The sequence below is a fragment of the Helicobacter enhydrae genome (assembly GCF_001693335.1).
Lineage (GTDB): Bacteria > Campylobacterota > Campylobacteria > Campylobacterales > Helicobacteraceae > Helicobacter_G > Helicobacter_G enhydrae.
Genome location: NZ_CP016503.1, coordinates 958,399 through 977,163 on the forward strand (window position 1 = coordinate 958,399; position 18,765 = coordinate 977,163).

The 18,765-nt window shown below is 40.9% G+C and carries 19 protein-coding genes; 3 read left to right on the forward strand and 16 right to left on the reverse strand.

Going from position 1 to position 18,765, the window contains the following annotated elements:
* Positions 1-130: 130 nt before the first annotated feature.
* The 6 genes from BBW65_RS04495 to tilS all read right to left on the reverse strand — a co-directional run bounded on the left by BBW65_RS04495 (position 131) and on the right by tilS (position 4,725).
* Positions 131-331, reverse strand: coding sequence for a DUF4006 family protein (locus BBW65_RS04495; RefSeq protein ID WP_066340329.1), 201 nt, complete (start codon positions 329-331; stop codon positions 131-133).
* Between the two features lie 9 nt (positions 332-340).
* Complete coding sequence (gene ccoP / locus BBW65_RS04500; protein ID WP_066340331.1) at positions 341-1,210, reverse strand: cytochrome-c oxidase, cbb3-type subunit III; 870 nt, start codon at positions 1,208-1,210, stop codon at positions 341-343.
* Between the two features lie 14 nt (positions 1,211-1,224).
* Entirely contained in the window at positions 1,225-1,416 is a 192-nt protein-coding gene (locus BBW65_RS04505) for a cytochrome c oxidase, cbb3-type, CcoQ subunit (RefSeq protein ID WP_066340333.1), read from the reverse strand.
* 1 nt (position 1,417) lies between these two features.
* On the reverse strand, positions 1,418-2,158 hold the full coding sequence (gene ccoO, locus BBW65_RS04510; protein ID WP_066340334.1) for a cytochrome-c oxidase, cbb3-type subunit II: 741 nt from the start codon (positions 2,156-2,158) through the stop codon (positions 1,418-1,420).
* A 9-nt stretch (positions 2,159-2,167) separates the two neighbouring features.
* Positions 2,168-3,634: a cytochrome-c oxidase, cbb3-type subunit I gene (gene ccoN / locus BBW65_RS04515; RefSeq protein WP_066340337.1), complete on the reverse strand. Its 1,467-nt coding sequence runs from the start codon at positions 3,632-3,634 to the stop codon at positions 2,168-2,170.
* Between the two features lie 95 nt (positions 3,635-3,729).
* Positions 3,730-4,725 (reverse strand): tRNA lysidine(34) synthetase TilS, encoded by a 996-nt coding sequence (tilS, locus tag BBW65_RS04520; protein ID WP_066340341.1) that lies wholly within the window; start codon positions 4,723-4,725, stop codon positions 3,730-3,732.
* A gap of 61 nt (positions 4,726-4,786) precedes the next feature.
* On the opposite strand from tilS, the gene BBW65_RS04525 reads away from it, so the two are divergent.
* Positions 4,787-5,149: a Rid family detoxifying hydrolase gene (locus BBW65_RS04525; RefSeq protein WP_066340344.1), complete on the forward strand. Its 363-nt coding sequence runs from the start codon at positions 4,787-4,789 to the stop codon at positions 5,147-5,149.
* Here BBW65_RS04525 and rimO read toward each other — a convergent pair.
* From rimO to BBW65_RS04560, 7 genes are all read right to left on the reverse strand, one after another.
* Entirely contained in the window at positions 5,146-6,471 is a 1,326-nt protein-coding gene (gene rimO, locus BBW65_RS04530; RefSeq protein WP_066340347.1) for a 30S ribosomal protein S12 methylthiotransferase RimO, read from the reverse strand. The genes BBW65_RS04525 and rimO overlap by 4 nt on opposite strands.
* Positions 6,468-7,292: an enoyl-ACP reductase FabI gene (gene fabI, locus BBW65_RS04535; protein WP_066340348.1), complete on the reverse strand. Its 825-nt coding sequence runs from the start codon at positions 7,290-7,292 to the stop codon at positions 6,468-6,470. The genes rimO and fabI overlap by 4 nt, the downstream gene beginning before the upstream one ends.
* Positions 7,286-7,981 carry a triose-phosphate isomerase gene (locus BBW65_RS04540; RefSeq protein WP_066340355.1) on the reverse strand — a complete coding sequence of 232 codons (696 nt, stop codon included), beginning with the start codon at positions 7,979-7,981 and terminating at the stop codon, positions 7,286-7,288. Before BBW65_RS04540 ends, fabI begins: the two co-directional genes overlap by 7 nt.
* Before the next feature lie 49 nt (positions 7,982-8,030).
* Positions 8,031-9,551 carry a Na+/H+ antiporter NhaC family protein gene (locus tag BBW65_RS04545; protein WP_083986064.1) on the reverse strand — a complete coding sequence of 507 codons (1,521 nt, stop codon included), beginning with the start codon at positions 9,549-9,551 and terminating at the stop codon, positions 8,031-8,033.
* A 95-nt stretch (positions 9,552-9,646) separates the two neighbouring features.
* A complete protein-coding gene (locus BBW65_RS04550; RefSeq protein WP_066341811.1) occupies positions 9,647-10,342 on the reverse strand; it encodes an acylneuraminate cytidylyltransferase family protein in 696 nt (231 codons plus the stop codon).
* On the reverse strand, positions 10,339-11,472 hold the full coding sequence (gene neuC / locus BBW65_RS04555) for a UDP-N-acetylglucosamine 2-epimerase (protein WP_066340356.1): 1,134 nt from the start codon (positions 11,470-11,472) through the stop codon (positions 10,339-10,341). Before neuC ends, BBW65_RS04550 begins: the two co-directional genes overlap by 4 nt.
* Entirely contained in the window at positions 11,469-12,506 is a 1,038-nt protein-coding gene (locus tag BBW65_RS04560) for an N-acetylneuraminate synthase family protein (RefSeq protein WP_066340358.1), read from the reverse strand. The genes neuC and BBW65_RS04560 overlap by 4 nt, the downstream gene beginning before the upstream one ends.
* Positions 12,507-12,662: 156 nt before the next feature.
* Here BBW65_RS04560 and BBW65_RS04565 point away from each other — a divergent pair, with 156 nt between their 5' ends.
* Positions 12,663-14,069, forward strand: a complete 1,407-nt coding sequence (locus tag BBW65_RS04565) for an alanine/glycine:cation symporter family protein (RefSeq protein WP_066340363.1) — start codon at positions 12,663-12,665, stop codon at positions 14,067-14,069.
* A complete protein-coding gene (locus BBW65_RS04570) occupies positions 14,069-14,992 on the forward strand; it encodes an alpha-2,3-sialyltransferase (RefSeq protein ID WP_066340369.1) in 924 nt (307 codons plus the stop codon). Before BBW65_RS04565 ends, BBW65_RS04570 begins: the two co-directional genes overlap by 1 nt.
* Position 14,993: 1 nt before the next feature.
* Here the strand turns inward: BBW65_RS04570 and murG are convergent, their stop codons facing one another.
* The 3 genes from murG to ffh all read right to left on the reverse strand — a co-directional run bounded on the left by murG (position 14,994) and on the right by ffh (position 18,652).
* A complete protein-coding gene (gene murG / locus BBW65_RS04575) occupies positions 14,994-16,025 on the reverse strand; it encodes an undecaprenyldiphospho-muramoylpentapeptide beta-N-acetylglucosaminyltransferase (protein WP_066340372.1) in 1,032 nt (343 codons plus the stop codon).
* Between the two features lies 1 nt (position 16,026).
* Positions 16,027-17,238 (reverse strand): sodium/glutamate symporter, encoded by a 1,212-nt coding sequence (gene gltS / locus BBW65_RS04580; RefSeq protein ID WP_066340374.1) that lies wholly within the window; start codon positions 17,236-17,238, stop codon positions 16,027-16,029.
* A 70-nt stretch (positions 17,239-17,308) separates the two neighbouring features.
* Positions 17,309-18,652, reverse strand: a complete 1,344-nt coding sequence (gene ffh, locus BBW65_RS04585) for a signal recognition particle protein (RefSeq protein WP_066340376.1) — start codon at positions 18,650-18,652, stop codon at positions 17,309-17,311.
* Positions 18,653-18,765: the final 113 nt, after the last annotated feature.

Here is an 18,765-nt window from a genome sequence, read left to right on the forward strand (position 1 = left end):
TGAATACACGCATCTTACAAAGTCAATAATAGATTTGGCACGAATGGGACAACAATCATTGCAACGATCAAAGCGATAATCAAACCACCCAAAACTTTTTCCAAAAATGTGTATTCCATGCATTCCTCCTCTATTTTACAAGTTGATAGTATTGTGCATTTTGAGTGCTTTCTGTTTGGATTTGATTGGGGGTTTCCAAACGATAAGGATTATTCACTTGTGCCACTTGCGTTTCCCACGCTCGAAAGCCCAAAAACGCAACCACACTCAACAACACTACGACCAAAATCAACATCCCAAGAATTCCATTGATGCCAAACATTCTATTCATTTTTTCTCCTTATTGCCCATTTGGCTCTAATGATTCAATAAAAGCAGATAAAGCTTTGATTTGTATCTCGCTAAATCCAGCATAAGCAAAAGATGGCATTTGACCAATCATGCCTTTTTTGCCGTGATTGAGGATATAAGCCAAAAACTTTGGAGTGCCATAAGTGCTCAAATCTGCAGCACTTCCATCCATTCCTTTGCCATCTTCTCCGTGACAACCTGTACAACCTGCGGTATTAAACACTTCCTTGCCTTTAGCCACATCAGTCGGATATTTGGTATGCTTGACATCTGAAATATCTGCCATTATATATGAAGCCACAGCACGTGCATCAGATTCGCTCATTTCAACAGGAGGCATCTCACCAAGTGGCAAATCCAAACCTTTTGATCCGTGCATGATAGTATTCATAATCCCCTCTTCCTTGCCCCATTGTGTCAAGTTTTGAGCCTTCCCTGCCAAACCATTAGCAGTCACTCCGTGGCATTGAGAACATTGGACTAGGAATATATTTTGCCCCATTTCCACAAGTTGTTCTTGTGTCAAATTTGCAAGTTTCTTGCTGTATTGTTTGTTGTAATCTGCAACATCAGCATTGTATTGCCCAATTTGAGAAAAGGCATTGATCGGATAACCCACAAAGATATACCAAAATCCCCAAACAATAGCCACCACAAAACAAATTGTCCAACCAAGAGGTAGATTGTTTTTGAATTTTTGGATTCCATCCCATTCTTCTTCTGCCAATTTGCCCTCTGGTCTTGTAACTTTCATTTTCTTGATATACAAATTCACCACATAAGCTGTCAGTGCCAAAATCACAAAAGCAGCGGTCAAAGCGGCAAAAATAACATGATCGCTTAGGTTTAAACCAAACATTTCACTCTCCTTTTTTATCTTCTTTCAATAATTTCATCTTCCATAGAATCATCTAAAGCCAATCTCGCATATTTTTCATAATTTTTCTCACCCTTTTTTTCAATGCGATACATATAGATAATATAGGAATAAAGAAATACGCACAAAATGATTGTCACAATCAAATAAATTATTTTTTGAAGGGATAGAATCATTGCTATGTCCATACTAGTTCCCCTCTGTGTGCATACGCCTAGATTGACTCAAGCTATTGAGATAAGCAATCAATGCAACAATCTTCCTCACCTCTCCCTTTTTGAGTGCTTCGCTCATATCTACAGAGCCTTGAGTGTCTCCTACACTCTTGAGATGATTAGCCACCATTGCGTTCATATCATCCACAATCACCTGTGCTTCTTTCAGATATTCTGCTTTTGCCTCTTCCAAAGTGCCAAGCTTCACGCCTCCCTCAACATCATAAGGCACAGCAAAAATCTTTTTCTGTGTGTATGCTTCAGCGTATGCTGTATCAAAATCAGCATTATTGAAATACAAATGGCGATAAGCAGGCATAATCGAACCTGGCACCACGCTAGTAGGATCCCACATATGATAAGCATGCCAATCTGTAGTTCTACTATCTCCCACACGATGCAAATCTGGACCTGTGCGTTTAGAGCCCCACAAGAATGGGCGATCAAAAGCATATTCACCACTCAAGCTATAAGCCCCATAGCGATCTGTTTCGAATTTGAAAGGACGCACAAGTTGAGAATGGCAGTTGTAGCAACCCTCCTCAATATAAACTTGTCTTCCTGCTGTCTCAAGCACACTATAAGGTTTCAATCCCTCCAAGGGTCTAGCAGTTTTTGCAAAACTTGGCAAAATCTCCACAAGCCCTGCGATTGAAAACACAAAGATAAAAGCCAATGAAAAAAAGAATGGATTTTTTTCTAACCAACCAAACATAACACCCTCCTAAGAATCCATAGGCGTAGCATATCGAGGCTCTTTGTCTAACACTCTGCCCGCACTGATTGTCATCAAAATATTATAAACAAACATCACAAAACCAACTAGATACATCAAGCCACCGATTCCACGAATCACATAATAAGGAACAATAGCAACCACCGTATCTATAAACTGATAAGAAAGAACACCATACTCATCTCGATCAATCCACATCATACCTTGAGTAATCCCAGCAATCCACATACTAGAGAAATACAAAACAATCCCAATAGTCATAATCCAAAATTGTGCTTCAACAAGCTTTTTGGAATAAATTGCACGATTGAATATTCTTGGCACCATATGGAAAGTGGCTGCAATAACCATAAAGCCAACCCATCCCAAAGCCGCATCATGGACATGCCCGATAATCCAATCTGTAAAGTGAGCCAAAGCATTCACGGATTTAATCGACTGGATTGGTCCCTCAAGCGTTGTAAGGAGATAAAAAGTCGAAGCCAAAATCATAAACTTAATCACCGGGGATTCTCTAAGTTGATGCCACTGCCCTTTCATTGTCAGAAGCATATTAATCCCTGTTCCCCAAGAAGGCAAAATCAAAATCACGGAAAACACAGATCCCAAAGTTTGAATCCAATCAGGGATCGTTGAATAAATCAGATGGTGTCCCCCAGCCCAGATATACACAAACATCAAAGCCCAGAATGAAAAAATAGTTAATTTATAAGAAAAAATAGGCTGTCCTGATTCTTTTGGCAAAAAATAATAAATTAGTCCAATAACTCCTGAAGTAAAAACAAACGCCACAGCATTATGTCCCCACCACCACTGAATCATCGCATCATTAGTGCCAGAATACAAAGAAATAGAATGCCAAATGCTTCCAACTCCTGCAACAAAGTAAGTGGGGATCGCAAGATTGTTGAAAATATAAAGCGTGGCAATCCCAATAAAAGTCGCAATGAAATACCAAAGTGAAACATAGATGGTTTTTTCGCGTCTAACCCCCATACTTCCAAATAAACTAATCCCCCAAAGCACCCAAACAACTACCACTAGCAAATCAAGGGGCCAAATCAGTTCTGCATATTCTTTGGATTGTGTGAAGCCTCCAAGCAATGTCACAACCGCCAAAATCATCACAACAATATACACTGAAAAATGTGCATAACCCACATAACGCAAAAATGGATGTTCAACATAAGAAATCTTGAGAACTCTTTGCCCAAGATAATACCATCCAGCCCAAATCCCGCTTAGCGTAAAACCATAAATGACAGCATTGGTATGCAATGGACGCAAACGCCCAAAAGTCCCATACTCCGATGCCAAATAGTTGAGACTTGGGAATGCCATTTGAAATGCGATGATCACACCGACAAGCAATCCAACAAGCCCAAATAACAAGATTGTCAAAACAAATAATCTTGCAATAGAATAATCATACTTCACTGATGTATGCTCTTGCATTGATCCCTCCGATTTTTGATTTAAAGCATAGCCGTTCATTATACCACTTCACAGCCCTTCTTAAATTCCAAATTAACGCTTGGTAGGATACATTTCTATATTTTGAAAAATTTTTTCACCTCATCAAGCTCAATTTTTCCCTCTTGTATCAGTTGATAAATATTTTTACGCAATCTTGATGGGATAGATTCTAGACGCATTGATTCTCTAAACTTTTTTTCCATTTGATCGACCTTGATTTTTGGGGCAATCCAAACCCACTCCGCACAAGAAGCAATCACCCACCCTGCGATTTCACACTCAAAATCACACCTCGATATTTCATCTCTTTGCTTTTGCGATAGCACATATCCTCGCTGCTTGAGCAACTGATCAAGGCAGTGCAAATCATTAGCCACCTCACTGCGTGCAAATGCAACAATATCACCTAGATTGTGCGTCTGCACCTCACGATACAATCGTTTTTTGTCCTCGAAAAGATAAGCTAGAGTTTGGGCGATATTATGGTGGTGTTTTTGAATCAACGGAGCCAAAAGCGTGCGAACATAATTTCTCTGAAAAGACATATCTTGGTTACTTGCATCTTGGAAGCTTTTGATGCTGTTTTGACAAGAATATTCTTCAATTTCTGCCCGACTCACCTCAAGCAATGGGCGATAAATAGAGATCTTTTGCCACTTCTCCAAAAAATCAAACCCCAAAATCGTATTTAGCCCAGCACCTCTACACATCTGCATCACAAACCACTCCAAACGATCATTGAGTTGATGAGCCAAAATCACTCCAGCATATCCCTCCCCCAAAACAATCTCTTGGAAAAACCTATAGCGGATTGCCCTTGCTTCAGATTCGAAATTCCCAACAATTTGTGGAGCTTTGTGCACATAGCATCGTTTCTGATAAACCCTTGCCAATTCTTGAGCATACTGCACCTCCAACGCACTTTGCTCCCTTACCCCATAATCAACAATCGCCAAATCAAACTCGATACCACATTGATAGAGCATAAAAAACAATGCACTGCTATCCACTCCACCAGAAAATCCCAACAGAAAACGCCCCTGTGGAAGTTCATTGATTTTATGCTTCATTTTATGCCTTCATAAAAAATTTCATTTTATAATTTACAAATTTTATTTCAAGGAATTAAATATGTCTTACCCAAAAGCCATTGGACCCTACAGCACCTATAGGGAATACAACAATCTAATCTTTGTCTCCGGTCAGCTACCACTCAATCCTGACACGATGCAATTAGTCAGCGATGAAATCAAAGAGCAAACGCGACAATCTATTCTCAACATTCAAGCCATCCTCCAAGAACTCAACCTAGATCTACGACACATCATCAAAACCACAATATTCTTGGCAGACATTGCGGATTTTGAGGCGATGAATGAAATTTATCAAGAATATTTTTCTGCACCCTATCCTGCAAGAAGTGCGATAGCAGTCAAAGATCTGCCAAAAGGGGCAAAAGTGGAGATTGAAGTGGTTGTGGGCAGAGAGGTTTAGATCCCAACCCCCACAACTTCTGCAAACACATACTCTCCTTTTGTCTCTGTGATTCTTGCTTGGTAATACCCCGTTGGAAGTTGCGTAACTCCATCGATTGCAATCTGATTGATGAGGATCTCCCCATCAATTTGAGGTGCCCACTGCACGGCTCTAGCACTATAAAAATACTCGCTCACTTCGCTTTTGCCCTCAATAATCACAGGCAACACCTTGCCCACATTGTGCTTCCTGTGTTCTTGTTGTTGCTTCTGAATGATTTTGTTGATTGTTGCAATTCTTGCATTGATGATTTTGCTTGGAATATGTCCATCCATTTGATGAGCCAAAGTTCCCTCTTCGCTAGAAAAAGCAAACAGATTCACAGCATCAAACCTGAATCCCTCGATAAACTCACAGAGTTCTTCAAACTCCTCATCGCTCTCTTGTGGATGTCCGATGATCAAAGTCGTCCTCAAAAAAGAATCTTTGGTCTCTCTCATCGCTTTGAGTAGCTCTATATGACGATCTTTACTTGCCCCTCTTTTCATTCTTTTGAGCATTGAGGAGCTGATGTGTTGGATTGGCATATCAAAATAGTTTTGGACGATTTTGGAGTTTGCGATTTGTTCGATCAGCTCAAGTGTAGTGGTGGTGGGATAAAGATACAAAATCCTTGCACTCTTGACACGATTCTGCTCTTCTAGGGCTTGTATCAACCCAATCAGTCCATTTTTCTCTCCACAATCACGCAGATACGAGCTACTATCTTGTGCAAGAAAAGAAACATCTTGATACCCCTGCAATGAGAGTTGCTCCACTTCTTTCAACACAGATTGGATCGAGCGACTATGCAACTTGCCCTTGAAACTTGGAATCGAACAAAAACTACAAGTTTGATTGCACCCCTCGCTCAATTTGACATAAGCATGGATATTTGATCCTGTAATCACCCTTTGATGATTATCAGACAAAAAAACCTTTGGGCTAAAAACAGCATTTTCTTTTTGGGCAATTAGCTCATCAATTTTGTCATAATCCCCCACCCCTGTAATCAAATCAATTTCTGGCATTTCTTCAAGCAATTGATGGCGATAACGCTCACTCAAACAACCACTTGCTACCAACAAAGCCCCTTCTTTACGCCTAGAACTAGCCTCCAAAATCACGCGTATGCTCTCTTCCTTGGCTGCTGAAACAAACCCGCAAGTATTGACAAGTATGACATCAGCCTCGCTCACCTCATCAGTCAAAGCATAATCTTTGAGCCTACCTAGCATCACCTCGCTATCGACAAGATTTTTGGTGCAACCTAGAGAGATTAAATGAAGTTTTTTGCTCAATGTGTCTCCTCATCATATACAAGTTTTAGTTTGCCATCCCTCTTTTCCATCGCACAAGTTCCCATAATGTTGTAGCCACAATCCACATAATGCACCTCGCCCGTCACGCCACTTGCCAAAGGCGAAAGCAAATACATCGCAGAGTTCCCCACCTCCTCGATACTGACATTCTTACGCAATGGAGCATTGGCTTCATTCCATTTGAGAATCATCCTAAAATCCCCAATGCCAGAAGATGCCAAAGTTTTAATCGGTCCAGCTGATATAGCATTGACCCTAATCCCATCTTTACCCAAATCATAAGCTAGATAACGCACACTTGATTCCAATGCTGCTTTTGCCACCCCCATCACATTGTAATGCGTAACGTACTTCTGTGCCCCAAGATAGCTCAATGTCAAAACACTTGCCCCCTCATTGAGCAAGGTTTTGAGCTCTCGAGTTAGTTCAATCAACGAATATACAGAGATCTCCATCGCCGTCCCAAAAGCTTCTTTGGAAGTATCAAGAAACTCTCCATCAAGAGCTTCTTTTGGTGCAAACGCCACAGAATGCACGACAAAATCAAGTTTTCCAAAATCAGCCTCCAAATCCTCTTTGAGCTTCTTGAAATGTTCAGGCTGACTCACATCAAGCTCATAGACATATTTGGCACTGCCAAACTCTTCGGCAATCGGTTGCACACGCTTATGGATCGCTTCATTTAAAAATGTAAAAGCAAGTTCTGCCCCCTGCTCCTTACAAGCCTTTGCTATCCCATAGGCGATAGATTTCTGATTTGCCACTCCAACGATTAGTCCTTTTTTTCCTTGCATTAGCATCTTTTCTCTCCCTCTTGAATAATTGGATAAAAATCCTCTATTTTCAAACTTGCACCCCCGACAAGCACTCCATCCACTCCATCAATATCTAAGATCTCTGCCACATTGTCCCGCTTGACACTCCCCCCATAAAGCAAAACACGCACACCAAGATTTTTGAGGAAACTATGCGTATGCCAAATCTCCTCCACAGAGGCACTTTTGCCAGTGCCAATCGCCCAAATCGGTTCATAAGCAACGACAAGATGTGCATAATCCAAATCAATGCCTTCAAGTTGAGCTCTAAGCATATCTTGAGTTTTGCCATCATCTCTAGTGTGCAAATCCTCTCCGATACAGAAAAATATCTTAATATTGTTTTGTGCAAAAAACCTAAACTTATCAAAACATTCTTGATTGCTTTCACCAAAAATCTTACGCCTCTCACTATGCCCAATCATCAAGGTTTGGACTTGAAGCTCTAGTATTTGCTCTAGTCCGATTTCTCCACTAAAAGCACCATTGACAACGCCATAAGCATTTTGCACACCAATCTGCAAATGCTCAAACTGATTGTATGGCACACTACTGCTAGGGGGGAAAAGCACAACCTCACTACGATGCCCAACCAACAAAGAATCCAATTCTTGAGCATAGGCTAGAGTGCTTGAACGCGTATGATGAGTTTTGAAGTTTCCGGCAATAATCATTTTTGTCCTTTTTGTTTAGAGGGCATATTTTACCCTAAACTCTTGCCTTCTAGCCAATCTTCAATTCATCACCATAACAGCGTTTCAAAACATAACAAACCAACACAAGAAGTGTCCCTCCGATGACAAAAGAAAGAATCGGGCTTTGTGTGATTGCAAAAACCACAAAGGACACGAGACTACAAAACATTCCAATACTAGCATAAGGCAACTGAGTGATAAAATGGCTTTGGACAGAACACCCAGTTCCAGCAGAGGAGAGGATCGTTGTGTCTGAAATAGGCGAAGTATGATCCCCAAAAATTGCTCCAGCCAAAACCGCTGAGAGTGCAAGTGAGACATTGCCTCCATTGGAGAGAGCCAAATCCACACCAATAGGAATCATCACTGCAAAACACCCCCAGCTAGTTCCTGTCATAAAAGCAATAAAAATAGAAACAACAAACAAAAACAATGGGACAAAATCCATACCCCCGCCACCCAAAAAGCTTTTTGCCAAGCTTGAAAGATATTCTCCTGTTTGCAAATCATCTCTCACAATGCTTCCAATCGCCCAAGCCAAAATCAAAATCACAACAGAGGGCAAAGAAATACGCACGCCATTTTTGAAAATATTTTTGTATTCGCTCCGTTTGATTTTAGAAATCACCAAACTGCTCAAAAGTGCCAAAATGCCCCCAAAAAATACAGAAAAAGCAGTATTGGTGTTGCTCAAAATCATAAAAATTTCGGTGCTATGTGTATTGAGATAGCCTGTGAGAAATATCATCGCCAAAGTCCCAAAAGCCAATGCTATGATAGGTATCACAAGTGCCCAAATCGAGCCATCAGGATTGATTTCTCCGACTTGCCCCTGCTCAATATTGACATTGATGTTGCGGTGCATAACCGGTAGATTGATTCTCCAAAGAATGGTCAAAAACACCATCAGCAGAGCAAACCACGCATAAAAATTCAAGCCAATACTCTCAATCAGCACGATCAATGGTATCTGCTCCACTCCCTTGGGCAAACTTCCCTCCAAAATGCCGATGATATACGCCCCCCAGCTAGAGAGTGGTATCAAAATACAAACAGGAGCAGAAGTGCTATCAATAATATAAGCCAATCGCTCACGGCTAATCCCGCTCACATCACTCAATGGACGCACAGAACGCCCCAATGTCAAAGCATTGAATTGATCATCAATAAAAATCACAATTCCGGCAAAAAAAATCAAAAACTCCGAACTCCGTGTATCCTTGACTTTATTCCTTGCCCACGCCACAAAAGCATCAATACCCCCAGAGTGGATAAACATCTGCGGCAAAATCCCAAGAATAATCAAAAATATAAAAATATAAATCGCATACCAATTAATCTCAATCCCGCCATTTTCTGCAGGAAAATAAAAAACAGACAAGACTTTTTGGAAAATATATACAGGTATATGCAAAACATCCGCCCAATTTACAATCAACGCTCCGACCAAGATTCCAACCACAAGAGACAAGATGATGCGTTTTGTCCAAAACACCAACACAAAAACACTAATAGGGACCAAGAGATTGGCAAAATGCTCGATATTCAAGAAAAATCCTTAATGAGAGATATTTGAAATGAAGTCGGCATTATAGAGTATTTTTAGCATTTTTTTCAAAAAACATATTGTTTTTGGAATTAATTTCACATTTTTCCTGATTGTTTCTGAGATGTCACACACAATGCACCCCACATCAAATCTTGCTCTGAATCAATATCCAAACTCTCTGCTTCTTGCATCACATAGCCGATTTGATTGTCATTGAAACTTGTCTGCAAAGTCATCATTGATACAAGATTTATATAAATCGCTCCATTGATTCGATAAACCTCTTGCAAATCTTGGCGTCGCACAGAGCTAGGCATATCTAGCAAAGCTTCCAAACGATGATTTTGCAATGTTCTCATAAACAATGGGTGCTCTCTCACTCTACACACACTCGCCAAACTCCTAAAGCCCTCTTGCTCAAAAAGCCTATATGCCTCCTGAATATGTCTAGCGTTGCGTAATGGAGAGGTGGGTTGGAGCAACACAAGCACATCAAACTCTTTGCCCATTTCTTTGTAGCGTTGCAACGACTCCAAAACACAATCAATGCTTCTACTCTCATCTGTAGCACTCTCTTGACTTCTCAAAAACGGCACGCTCGCTCCATAATCCTTAGCAATATCAGCATAATATTGACTATCCGTGCATACAAACACTTCATCACAAACCCCACTCTCTATCGCACTTTGAATCGTATGTGCCATCAAAGGCATTCCTTGAAATGATGTGATGTTTTTGTCTTTGATTCCCTTACTGCCACTGCGTGCAGGAATAAGTGCCAACACTTTCATAAAAAATCCACAAATTTCTTTTGCAATGGGAGATTCCACAAATCCTCATTTTCCAAAATCTGCATAAAGTTTGAGGCACTTTTGCCCTCACCAAACTCTTGAGAAGGGCTTAATTGCAATACTTTTGCCCTCTTGATTGCTTGGAGAATCTCTTGTTTATCCTCTGCCACTTCGATGATTCCCTCATTTGGGGCAAATCGCCCCTCTTGCCTTGTCCCAATATTGACACAAGGAATGCCAAAAAAAGGTGCCTCTCTCACTCCTGCAGAACTATTGCCGATGATGAAACTTGCATTTTTGAGCAAAGTCAAAAAGTATTCAAACTTAATCGAGCTAAATGCAACAAAATGTGGGGTATTGCGGCACTGCTCAATTTTGTGGATAATGAGACTAGAGCCCAAATCATTGTTGGGATAAATGATGACAAAGTTTTCTTTTGATTCTTTTATTGCCTCAAAAACGACTTCTAGCTTCTCCTCCAAATAGGCATTTTCTGTAGTAACGGGGTGGTATGTGAATATCGCATACTTCCCACCAAAAGATTGAATCTGATAATAACGCTCCTCCAAATCTTGAAAACTAGGCAAACAATCTGAACACATCACATCTAAATCAGGAGAGCCAATCACAAACACACTCTCTTCCTTTTCCCCTAGCTGCAACAAACGCTTTTGAGCCACTTGATTTGCCACAAAATGCAAATGAGCAAGCTTGCTGATACTATGGCGTATGCTTTCATCAATTGTTCCACTCAACTCACCCCCCTCAATATGAGCAACAAAGATATTATTAAACGCACCGACAATCGCCCCTGCCAAAGCCTCCAAACGATCTCCGTGCACCACAATCAAATCGGGCTGATAATCTGATACAAACCTTGAAAACTGCTTGATACAATCCCCAAGAGCCAAATCCATCTTTTCATTTGCCTCATAAGGTTTTGCCAAAAACACCTCATCAAACCCATCTTTGAAAATCTCAATAAAAGTTTTGCCATAAAGCTCCAAAAGGTGCATACCACAAGCAAAAATCTTGTATTCAAACTTCTTGCATTCCTTGACTTTTTGTATCAGTGGCTTGATTTTCCCCCAATCCGCACGCGTCCCACTCACAAAAACAATTTTTCTCAATCAAACATCTCCCAAGTCAAATGTGTATCACGCCCAATCGCAACTTTGGCTTTTTTGCCTAGAATCCCCTCATAGTCTTTTGCTTTGATCTCCCCCACACCCGGACGCTTCACCCATACATTTTTGGCACTCAATACCTCGCCAGGCTCAATGTCTGCGATACTCACACAAGTCGCAAATGCAAAATCAATCGTTATTTGCTCCTCTTTTGCTACTTCTTTTTTTCCACCCCTCATCACAAAAATTTCTTGAGCACTCTCAATCAAATCTTTGCATTCCATCTCGTCCATAGAGCAGACAATATCAGGACCCACTCTGTTTTTGTGATCTGTAAAATGACGCTCCACTATACTTGCACCCAACGCCATTGCCCCCTTGCACGCATTGTTGTTGAGAGTATGATCACTTAGTCCGATTGGAATGCCCATAAACTCTTCCATCATCTCTTGCATTGCCCCAAAACGCACGAGGTGTGGAGGGGTTGGATAGAGGTTTGTGGTATGCAAAAGTGCGTATGGCACGCGATATTCTTGCAAAATCTGCACACTCCTACGCACACTCTCCAAATCATTCATTCCTGTAGAAAGAATCATAGGTTTGCCAAAATTTGCGATGTGCTTCAGCAAAGGCAAATTATTCATCTCCCCTGAACCAATCTTGTATGCACTCACCCCCATTCTTTCCAATCGATCTGCACCAGCACGCGAAAATGGCGTAGAGAGGAAAATCATTCCTTTGCTCTCCACATAATGTTTTAGCTCCCACTCTTCTTCTTCACCAAGGGCACACTCCTGCATAATCTCATAAATGCTTTTTTGGCTATTTCCGGGTATCACTTCCAACGCACGCTTGCTCATCTCATCTTCTATGATATGTGTTTGGTGTTTGAGCACCTCCACACCTGCCCTAAAAGCAGAATCCACCATTTCTTTGGCAACCTCCAAACTCCCGCCGTGGTTGATCCCAAGCTCTGCAATCACAAGTGGTGGATACTCTAGCCCAATTTTTCGATTCGCAATCTCAAAAACCTGCATTGATGACTCCCTGTTATCGTTTGATTAAAATGTGTAATTTTATACAACAAACACTCTGTATTTCAATTTTTTGTATTTTTCGCATAAAAAATTGCTAAACTAAAAAGGTTTAGCAAATGATTTGCCAATCTAAATCTCAAATGGAGGATCTGTAAAATGGAAGAAAGAATTATCGAGTTTTTGGGAAGTATCAACACTTTTGCCTATGGTTACTATTTGGTTATTTTACTGATTGCAGTCAGCGTATTTTATAGCTTCAAACTTGGGTTTGTTCAATTGAGTATGCTCAAAGAAGGCTTCAAAGTGATTATGGAAAAACGAGATGGCAATCACGACAGAATCAGCTCGTTTCAAGCTCTTGCGATTTCTGTAGCTTCTCGCGTTGGGATCGGAAATATCGCAGGGATTGCAGTAGCGATTGCTTCAGGTGGTGCTGGTGCAGTGTTTTGGATGTGGGTGATGGCGTTTTTTGGAGGAGCAAGTGCTTTTGCAGAATCCACGCTCGCACAGATTTACAAAACACGCGATGGCGATGGCTTCAAAGGGGGTCCTGCTTACTATATGCAAAAAGCACTCAACCAAAAATGGCTTGGCATTTTGTTTGCAATCTCTCTCATTCTAACTTATGCCTTTGGATTCAATGGTTTGCAATCCTATACAATGACTTCTGCATTTGCAGTGTATTATCCCGATCCAAACGCATTTGAACATAGTCACTGGACGATTGTCATTGGTATCGCTTCCTCTGTCATTGCTGGGGTTATGTTTTTTAGCAAAAGCACACTCATTGGCAAAATCAACGCCTATGTCGTCCCTGCAATGGCACTCTTTTATATCGCTCTAGCTCTTATTGTCACACTTATGAATCTCTCTTCACTTCCTGCGGTGTTGGCAGACATCTTTTCCAAAGCATTTGATTTTCAAGCCATCTTTGGAGGATTTGCTGGAAGTGCTGTTGTGATTGGTATCAAAAGAGGACTTTTTGCGACAGAGGCAGGAATGGGTTCTGCTCCAAATGCTGCTGCTGCTGCTGACACAACACATCCTGTCAAACAAGGACTAGTGCAAGCCATCAGCGTGCTTATTGGGGTTACCATCTGCACTAGCACCGCTTTCTTGGTGCTCTTCTCTCAAGCCTATGCCGATGGAGGAAGCACCGCATTGCCTCTAGTCCAAAAAGCGATGGAAGGGTTTTTTGGTCCAATAGGATTGCATTTTGTTAGCATTGCTGTTGTGTGCTTCGCACTCACTTCTCTTCTAGGAAACTACTACTATGCACAAGCCAATATCAAATATCTCACAGATTCTAAAGCCGTGATGTTTCTTTTCAATGTTTTGGCAGTTTTGGCTGTCTATATTGGCTCACAAATGAAGCTTGAAATTGCTTGGGAACTTGCTGATGTACTGATGGCGATTATGGCGACACTCAATATCGTTGCAATCTTTTTCTTGGCACCCATTGTGCATAAAACTCTCAAAGATTTTCAAGCGCAAAGACGCCAAGGCAAAGAACCTGTTTTTGATCCCAAAAAATTGGGTATCCAAAATACAGAGTGCTGGTGATGAAGCCCATCATCATTGCTGGCAATGGACCCTCTTTGGCACAGATTGACTATATGCGTCTGCCCAAAGATTTTGATGTATTTCGATGCAATCAATTCTATTTTGAGCCCAAATATTTTTTGGGCAAAAGAATCAAAGGGGTGTTTTTCAATCCCTTTGTTCTCAAAGAGCAGTTTTTCACACTTCATCATCTCAAACAACGCCAAGAATATATTGTAGAAGATGTTTATTGCAATATCACGATGGGGCTTTGGGATAGGGAAATCAATGGAAAACCTAGAGATTTGGAGAGTTGGCTAAGATATGATTATCCGAGTGTGAAAAACACCTATCCCTATCTTGAAAAAATGCAAGAGTTCAATGCACTCCACAAATTCTATGCCCTCTATTATGAGAAGCGTTTCACTTCAGCTATTGTGATGTTGGTCGTTGCCCTAGCACAAGGATACAAAGAAATCTATCTTACAGGCATTGATTTCTATCAAGATGGTGGCACTAGCTATGCTTTTGAAGTTGAAGGAAAAAAAAACATCAACTCCAAACTTCCATTTTTCGATCAAAAAGATTTTAAAGATCCTGCACATACACAAAATGTAGATGCAGAAGCACTCAAGCTCGCCCTGCAAATGCCTGAAGTCAAAATCTACAATCTCTCACCCACAAGCCCTCTTACTGAGTTTGTTCCACTTGCTCCTTTGAATGAGAATCACTTTGAGCTTGTGGATAAACCTGATGGGTTTATCTGTGACTTTATAGATTTCACCCCCCCCCCCCGCAAAACACAGCCTGTTAAGCAATATATTGCCAAAGCTCTAGCAATGGGAGGAATCAAAACCACCAATCTTTACATCAGCTTCATCAGAGACACTCTACAATTCTTATATGCCCCCTATAGATTCATCAAATCCTTACTCAAATCCTAAATCATTGCAACAGGTGCTTGAGATGTGTATAAATCTCATCTGCTCCGCCAAAACATATCTCTGTAGAAAGTTTTGAAGAGATTGTAGAAATGGGAAGATTGAAAGCTTGTTCTACTACGCTTTCATTCAAATCTTGTTGCTCACACAACATTCCCAATCCTCGTTTGACAAAATACATCGCATTGTGGTATTGATGATTGCCGGCAGCGTAGGGATATGGGATATACACACAGGGCAAAGCATTGGCACACATCTCCCACACACTAGAAGCTCCCGCTCTTGCAAAACACAAATCCGCCTGTTGCATCAAAGACGCCATATCTGCACTAAATCCAAACACTTCGGCTGAAATCCCAAGTTCTGCATAGGCTTTTTGCACTCTTGCCAAATCTTTCTCTCCACTTTGATGCAAAATCTTCATCCCTCTTTGTGCCAATATTGGAGCGATCTTGAGTGCAAAATCATTGATTGCCACAGCACCTTGTGATCCACCCAAAAACAAAACGCATTTGACTTCTTGACGCAAACGCATATTGGCAAAAAACTCCTCTCTCACAGGATAAGAAGTCTTGATGAAGTGCTTTTCACTGCTTTCAAAACTCCCAAAAATACACTTTGCAACAGGTGAGAGAATACGATTTAGTCTCCCCCTAATCGCATTTTGTTCGTGTATAAAAAGCGGGATTCTATGCAGCAATGCAGCAAACGAGGCGGGTCCTGCACTATACCCCCCCACGCTTATCAAAGCATCCGGTTTGATGGTTTTTAGAATCTTATAGGCTTGATAGATGGACTTCATCTGTGCATACAAAGATTGAAAAACTTTTAGCCCCCGTTGATTCACTACGCCATAAGTCTCCAAAAAATACTTCTGCTCAAACCCCTCTTCATTTTGAAACCACGCAATGTCTTGTCCAGAAGTCGATCCAATATAAAACACCTCCACCCCTCTTTTTTGACATTCCTGCAACATTGCTTTGGCGATTGCCAAATGCCCCCCTGTCCCACCACCAGTGATAACAAGCTTCTGCATATCAACCAAAAATTGGCAAAGCTAAAAAGAAATTGATCACAAAGGCATTTGCAATATCAATAAAAAAAGCACCAACCATCGGCACAACCAAAAATGCCACATGGCTTGAGCCATAATGCTGTGTCACAGCTTGCATATTCACGATTGCTGTAGGTGTCGCCCCCAATCCAAACCCACAATGCCCAGCAGCCAAAACAGCGGCGTCATAGTCTTTGCCCATTACGCGGAAGGTGACAAAAATCGTATAAAAAATAATCACTATCGTTTGGACAATCAACAATATCAAAAGCGGAAGTGCCAAATCAGCAAGTTCCCAAACTTTGAGTGTCATCAATGCCGCAGACAAAAACAGAGAAAGAGAAACATTGCCAATCACAGAAACTTCACGATCAAAGACCTGATGCACTTTGAAAAAGGACAACAAATTACGCAAAACAACTCCGACAAACAAGCACCATACAAAAGTCGGAAGCTCCATAAAAGTTCCCTTGACTGCCGTGTCAATCTTTGTTCCAACAAACAAAGCAATAGCAATGAGAGCTAGTGATTCCAAAAAGCTTGAGGGAGTGATGAGCCTTTGTTTTTTGGGGGTTTCAAAACCTGAGACATTTTCAGAAATACTAGAATTTCCCGGTGTTTGGAGCCGATGTGCTTTGATCAAATATCTTGCAACAGGACCACCAATCAAACCTCCAAGTATCAAACCAAAAGTTGCACAAGCAATAGCAATCTCAAGACCATTAGACAATCCATATTTTTCCTTAAAAATACCTGCCCAAGCAGTCCCTGTCCCGTGTCCCCCACTCATCGTGATAGAGCCTCCAAGCATTCCCATCAGAGGATCTTGCCCCATTCCCATAGAAAGTGCCACACCCACAAGATTTTGGACCACCAAAAACACGCTCACTACGATTAGAAATTTCACCAATGTGATTCCACCCTTTTTTAGCGAGGCAAAATCTGCACTCAAGCCCACTGCAGCAAAGAAAAAAAGCATCATTGTTTTTTGAAAATTTTTCAACTCCGGAGCAAAAGTGATATGAAAATCAAAAACCTTGTATAAAACCGCGATGACTGCTGCTACAAGCAACCCACCAACGACAGGTTCAGGGATATTGTAATCATCTAGAAACTTGATTCTAGCAATCAAAAAGCGTCCCAAAAACAACACAATCACCAAACAGACAAAAGTCGAATAAAAATCGAATTGCATACAAACTCCTTGCGATAGACTCCCAATTTGTGAGGGTTCTTTATTTTACACAAAAAAACAAAGTTTATATTTATTTTGGAAATCTGCCATTCATACGCATTTGTTGCATCATTCCCATCAAATCCTGCATTCCCCCCTTGTTTCCAAGGCGTTTAGCCATCTTTGAGGCATTGTCAAACTGCTTGATAATGCGATTAATGTCTGCCACTTCCAACCCACAGCCAAGCGCGATTCTTTTGCGACGCGAACCATTGAGTAAATCAGGATTTTCTCGTTCTTTTTTTGTCATCGAATTGACCATCGCACGAATGTTTTTGATTTCTGCAGAATTATCCAAATCCACATTTTTCAATGCACCAGCCATACCCCCCATACCGGGGATCATTCCCACGAGATTGCCGAGATTCCCAAGCTTTTTGACATTTTCAATCTGAGCCAAAAAGTCTTCAAAACCAAACTGCCCTTTTTTAATCTTTTTGACAATATTTTTGCTCTCTTTTTCTGAAAACACTTCTGCTGTTTTTTCAGCCAATCCTGCAATATCACCAGCACCCATCAATCTTGAAACGACGCGATCGGGCAAAAATATGTCCAAATCTGCTACTTTTTCACCACTTCCGATAAATCTCAAAGCAATTCCTAATTGATAGGCGATTGATAGGGCAATACCCCCCTTGCTATCACTATCAAATTTGCTCAAAATCACCCCATCGATTCCAATCTTTTGATTAAACATTTCAGCATTTCTCACGCCTTCTTGCCCACTCAAACTATCAGCCACATCAAACACCTCAAAAGGTTTCACGATATCTTTGACCTCTTTGAGCTCCTCCATCAACTCCTCATCAATCGCCAAACGCCCAGCGGTATCAAACAAAATCACATCATAGAATCTACTTGCACTATAGTTAAGTGCCTCTTGTGCCACATCTTGAGGGCGTTTGTGAGCGGATTCAAAAAAATCAACATCGATTTGTTTGGCAAGTTGCCTTAATTGCTCCACCGCTGCCATTCTTTGCAAATCGCAAGGCACGAGCAAAACCTTTTTGTTTTTGTTTTTGAGATAATTGGCAAGTTTTGCTGTTGTTGTTGTTTTCCCGCTTCCTTGCAATCCAACCATCAAAATTTTTGTTGGAGCAGTTGGAGCGAAGACAAACCCCTGATTACCTTTGGTTTGCAACACTCCTGACAAAGCATCTTGCAAGGCTTTCAAAAAATTTTGTTTTCCGATTCCCTCTTGAATCGTCTGCTTTTCAACTTGTTGCAAAATCTCTTTGACCACTTTGTGATGCACATCATTGCGGAGCATCGCTTTTTTTAGCTCATCAATAGCTTTGCTCAAAGCCTTCTGATCATCGCTGAAGCGGATCTTGTTGGCAATACTGCGAAAAGAATCACTAAAAACCTCAAACATTATCTATCCTTTATCTAAAAAATATAAAAAATATTTTACTTAAGTTATTGCCTTATTTTTTCTCTTTTGGTAACCTTTACACAAGCAATTAAATACTCTCAGTATCCAAAACA

Excerpts from the sequence above, each read along its gene's own strand:
- BBW65_RS04495 (WP_066340329.1), bottom strand. The coding sequence starts at position 331 with ATGAATAGAATGTTTGGCATCAATGGAATTCTTGGGATGTTGATTTTG.
- ccoP (WP_066340331.1), bottom strand. The coding sequence starts at position 1,210 with ATGTTTGGTTTAAACCTAAGCGATCATGTTATTTTTGCCGCTTTGACC.
- BBW65_RS04505 (WP_066340333.1), bottom strand. The coding sequence starts at position 1,416 with ATGGACATAGCAATGATTCTATCCCTTCAAAAAATAATTTATTTGATT.
- ccoO (WP_066340334.1), bottom strand. The coding sequence starts at position 2,158 with ATGTTTGGTTGGTTAGAAAAAAATCCATTCTTTTTTTCATTGGCTTTT.
- ccoN (WP_066340337.1), bottom strand. The coding sequence starts at position 3,634 with ATGCAAGAGCATACATCAGTGAAGTATGATTATTCTATTGCAAGATTA.
- tilS (WP_066340341.1), bottom strand. The coding sequence starts at position 4,725 with ATGAAGCATAAAATCAATGAACTTCCACAGGGGCGTTTTCTGTTGGGA.
- BBW65_RS04525 (WP_066340344.1), top strand. The coding sequence starts at position 4,787 with ATGTCTTACCCAAAAGCCATTGGACCCTACAGCACCTATAGGGAATAC.
- fabI (WP_066340348.1), bottom strand. The coding sequence starts at position 7,292 with ATGCTAATGCAAGGAAAAAAAGGACTAATCGTTGGAGTGGCAAATCAG.
- BBW65_RS04540 (WP_066340355.1), bottom strand. The coding sequence starts at position 7,981 with ATGATTATTGCCGGAAACTTCAAAACTCATCATACGCGTTCAAGCACT.
- BBW65_RS04550 (WP_066341811.1), bottom strand. The coding sequence starts at position 10,342 with ATGAAAGTGTTGGCACTTATTCCTGCACGCAGTGGCAGTAAGGGAATC.
- BBW65_RS04560 (WP_066340358.1), bottom strand. The coding sequence starts at position 12,506 with ATGCAGGTTTTTGAGATTGCGAATCGAAAAATTGGGCTAGAGTATCCA.
- BBW65_RS04565 (WP_066340363.1), top strand. The coding sequence starts at position 12,663 with ATGGAAGAAAGAATTATCGAGTTTTTGGGAAGTATCAACACTTTTGCC.
- BBW65_RS04570 (WP_066340369.1), top strand. The coding sequence starts at position 14,069 with ATGAAGCCCATCATCATTGCTGGCAATGGACCCTCTTTGGCACAGATT.
- murG (WP_066340372.1), bottom strand. The coding sequence starts at position 16,025 with ATGCAGAAGCTTGTTATCACTGGTGGTGGGACAGGGGGGCATTTGGCA.
- gltS (WP_066340374.1), bottom strand. The coding sequence starts at position 17,238 with ATGCAATTCGATTTTTATTCGACTTTTGTCTGTTTGGTGATTGTGTTG.
- ffh (WP_066340376.1), bottom strand. The coding sequence starts at position 18,652 with ATGTTTGAGGTTTTTAGTGATTCTTTTCGCAGTATTGCCAACAAGATC.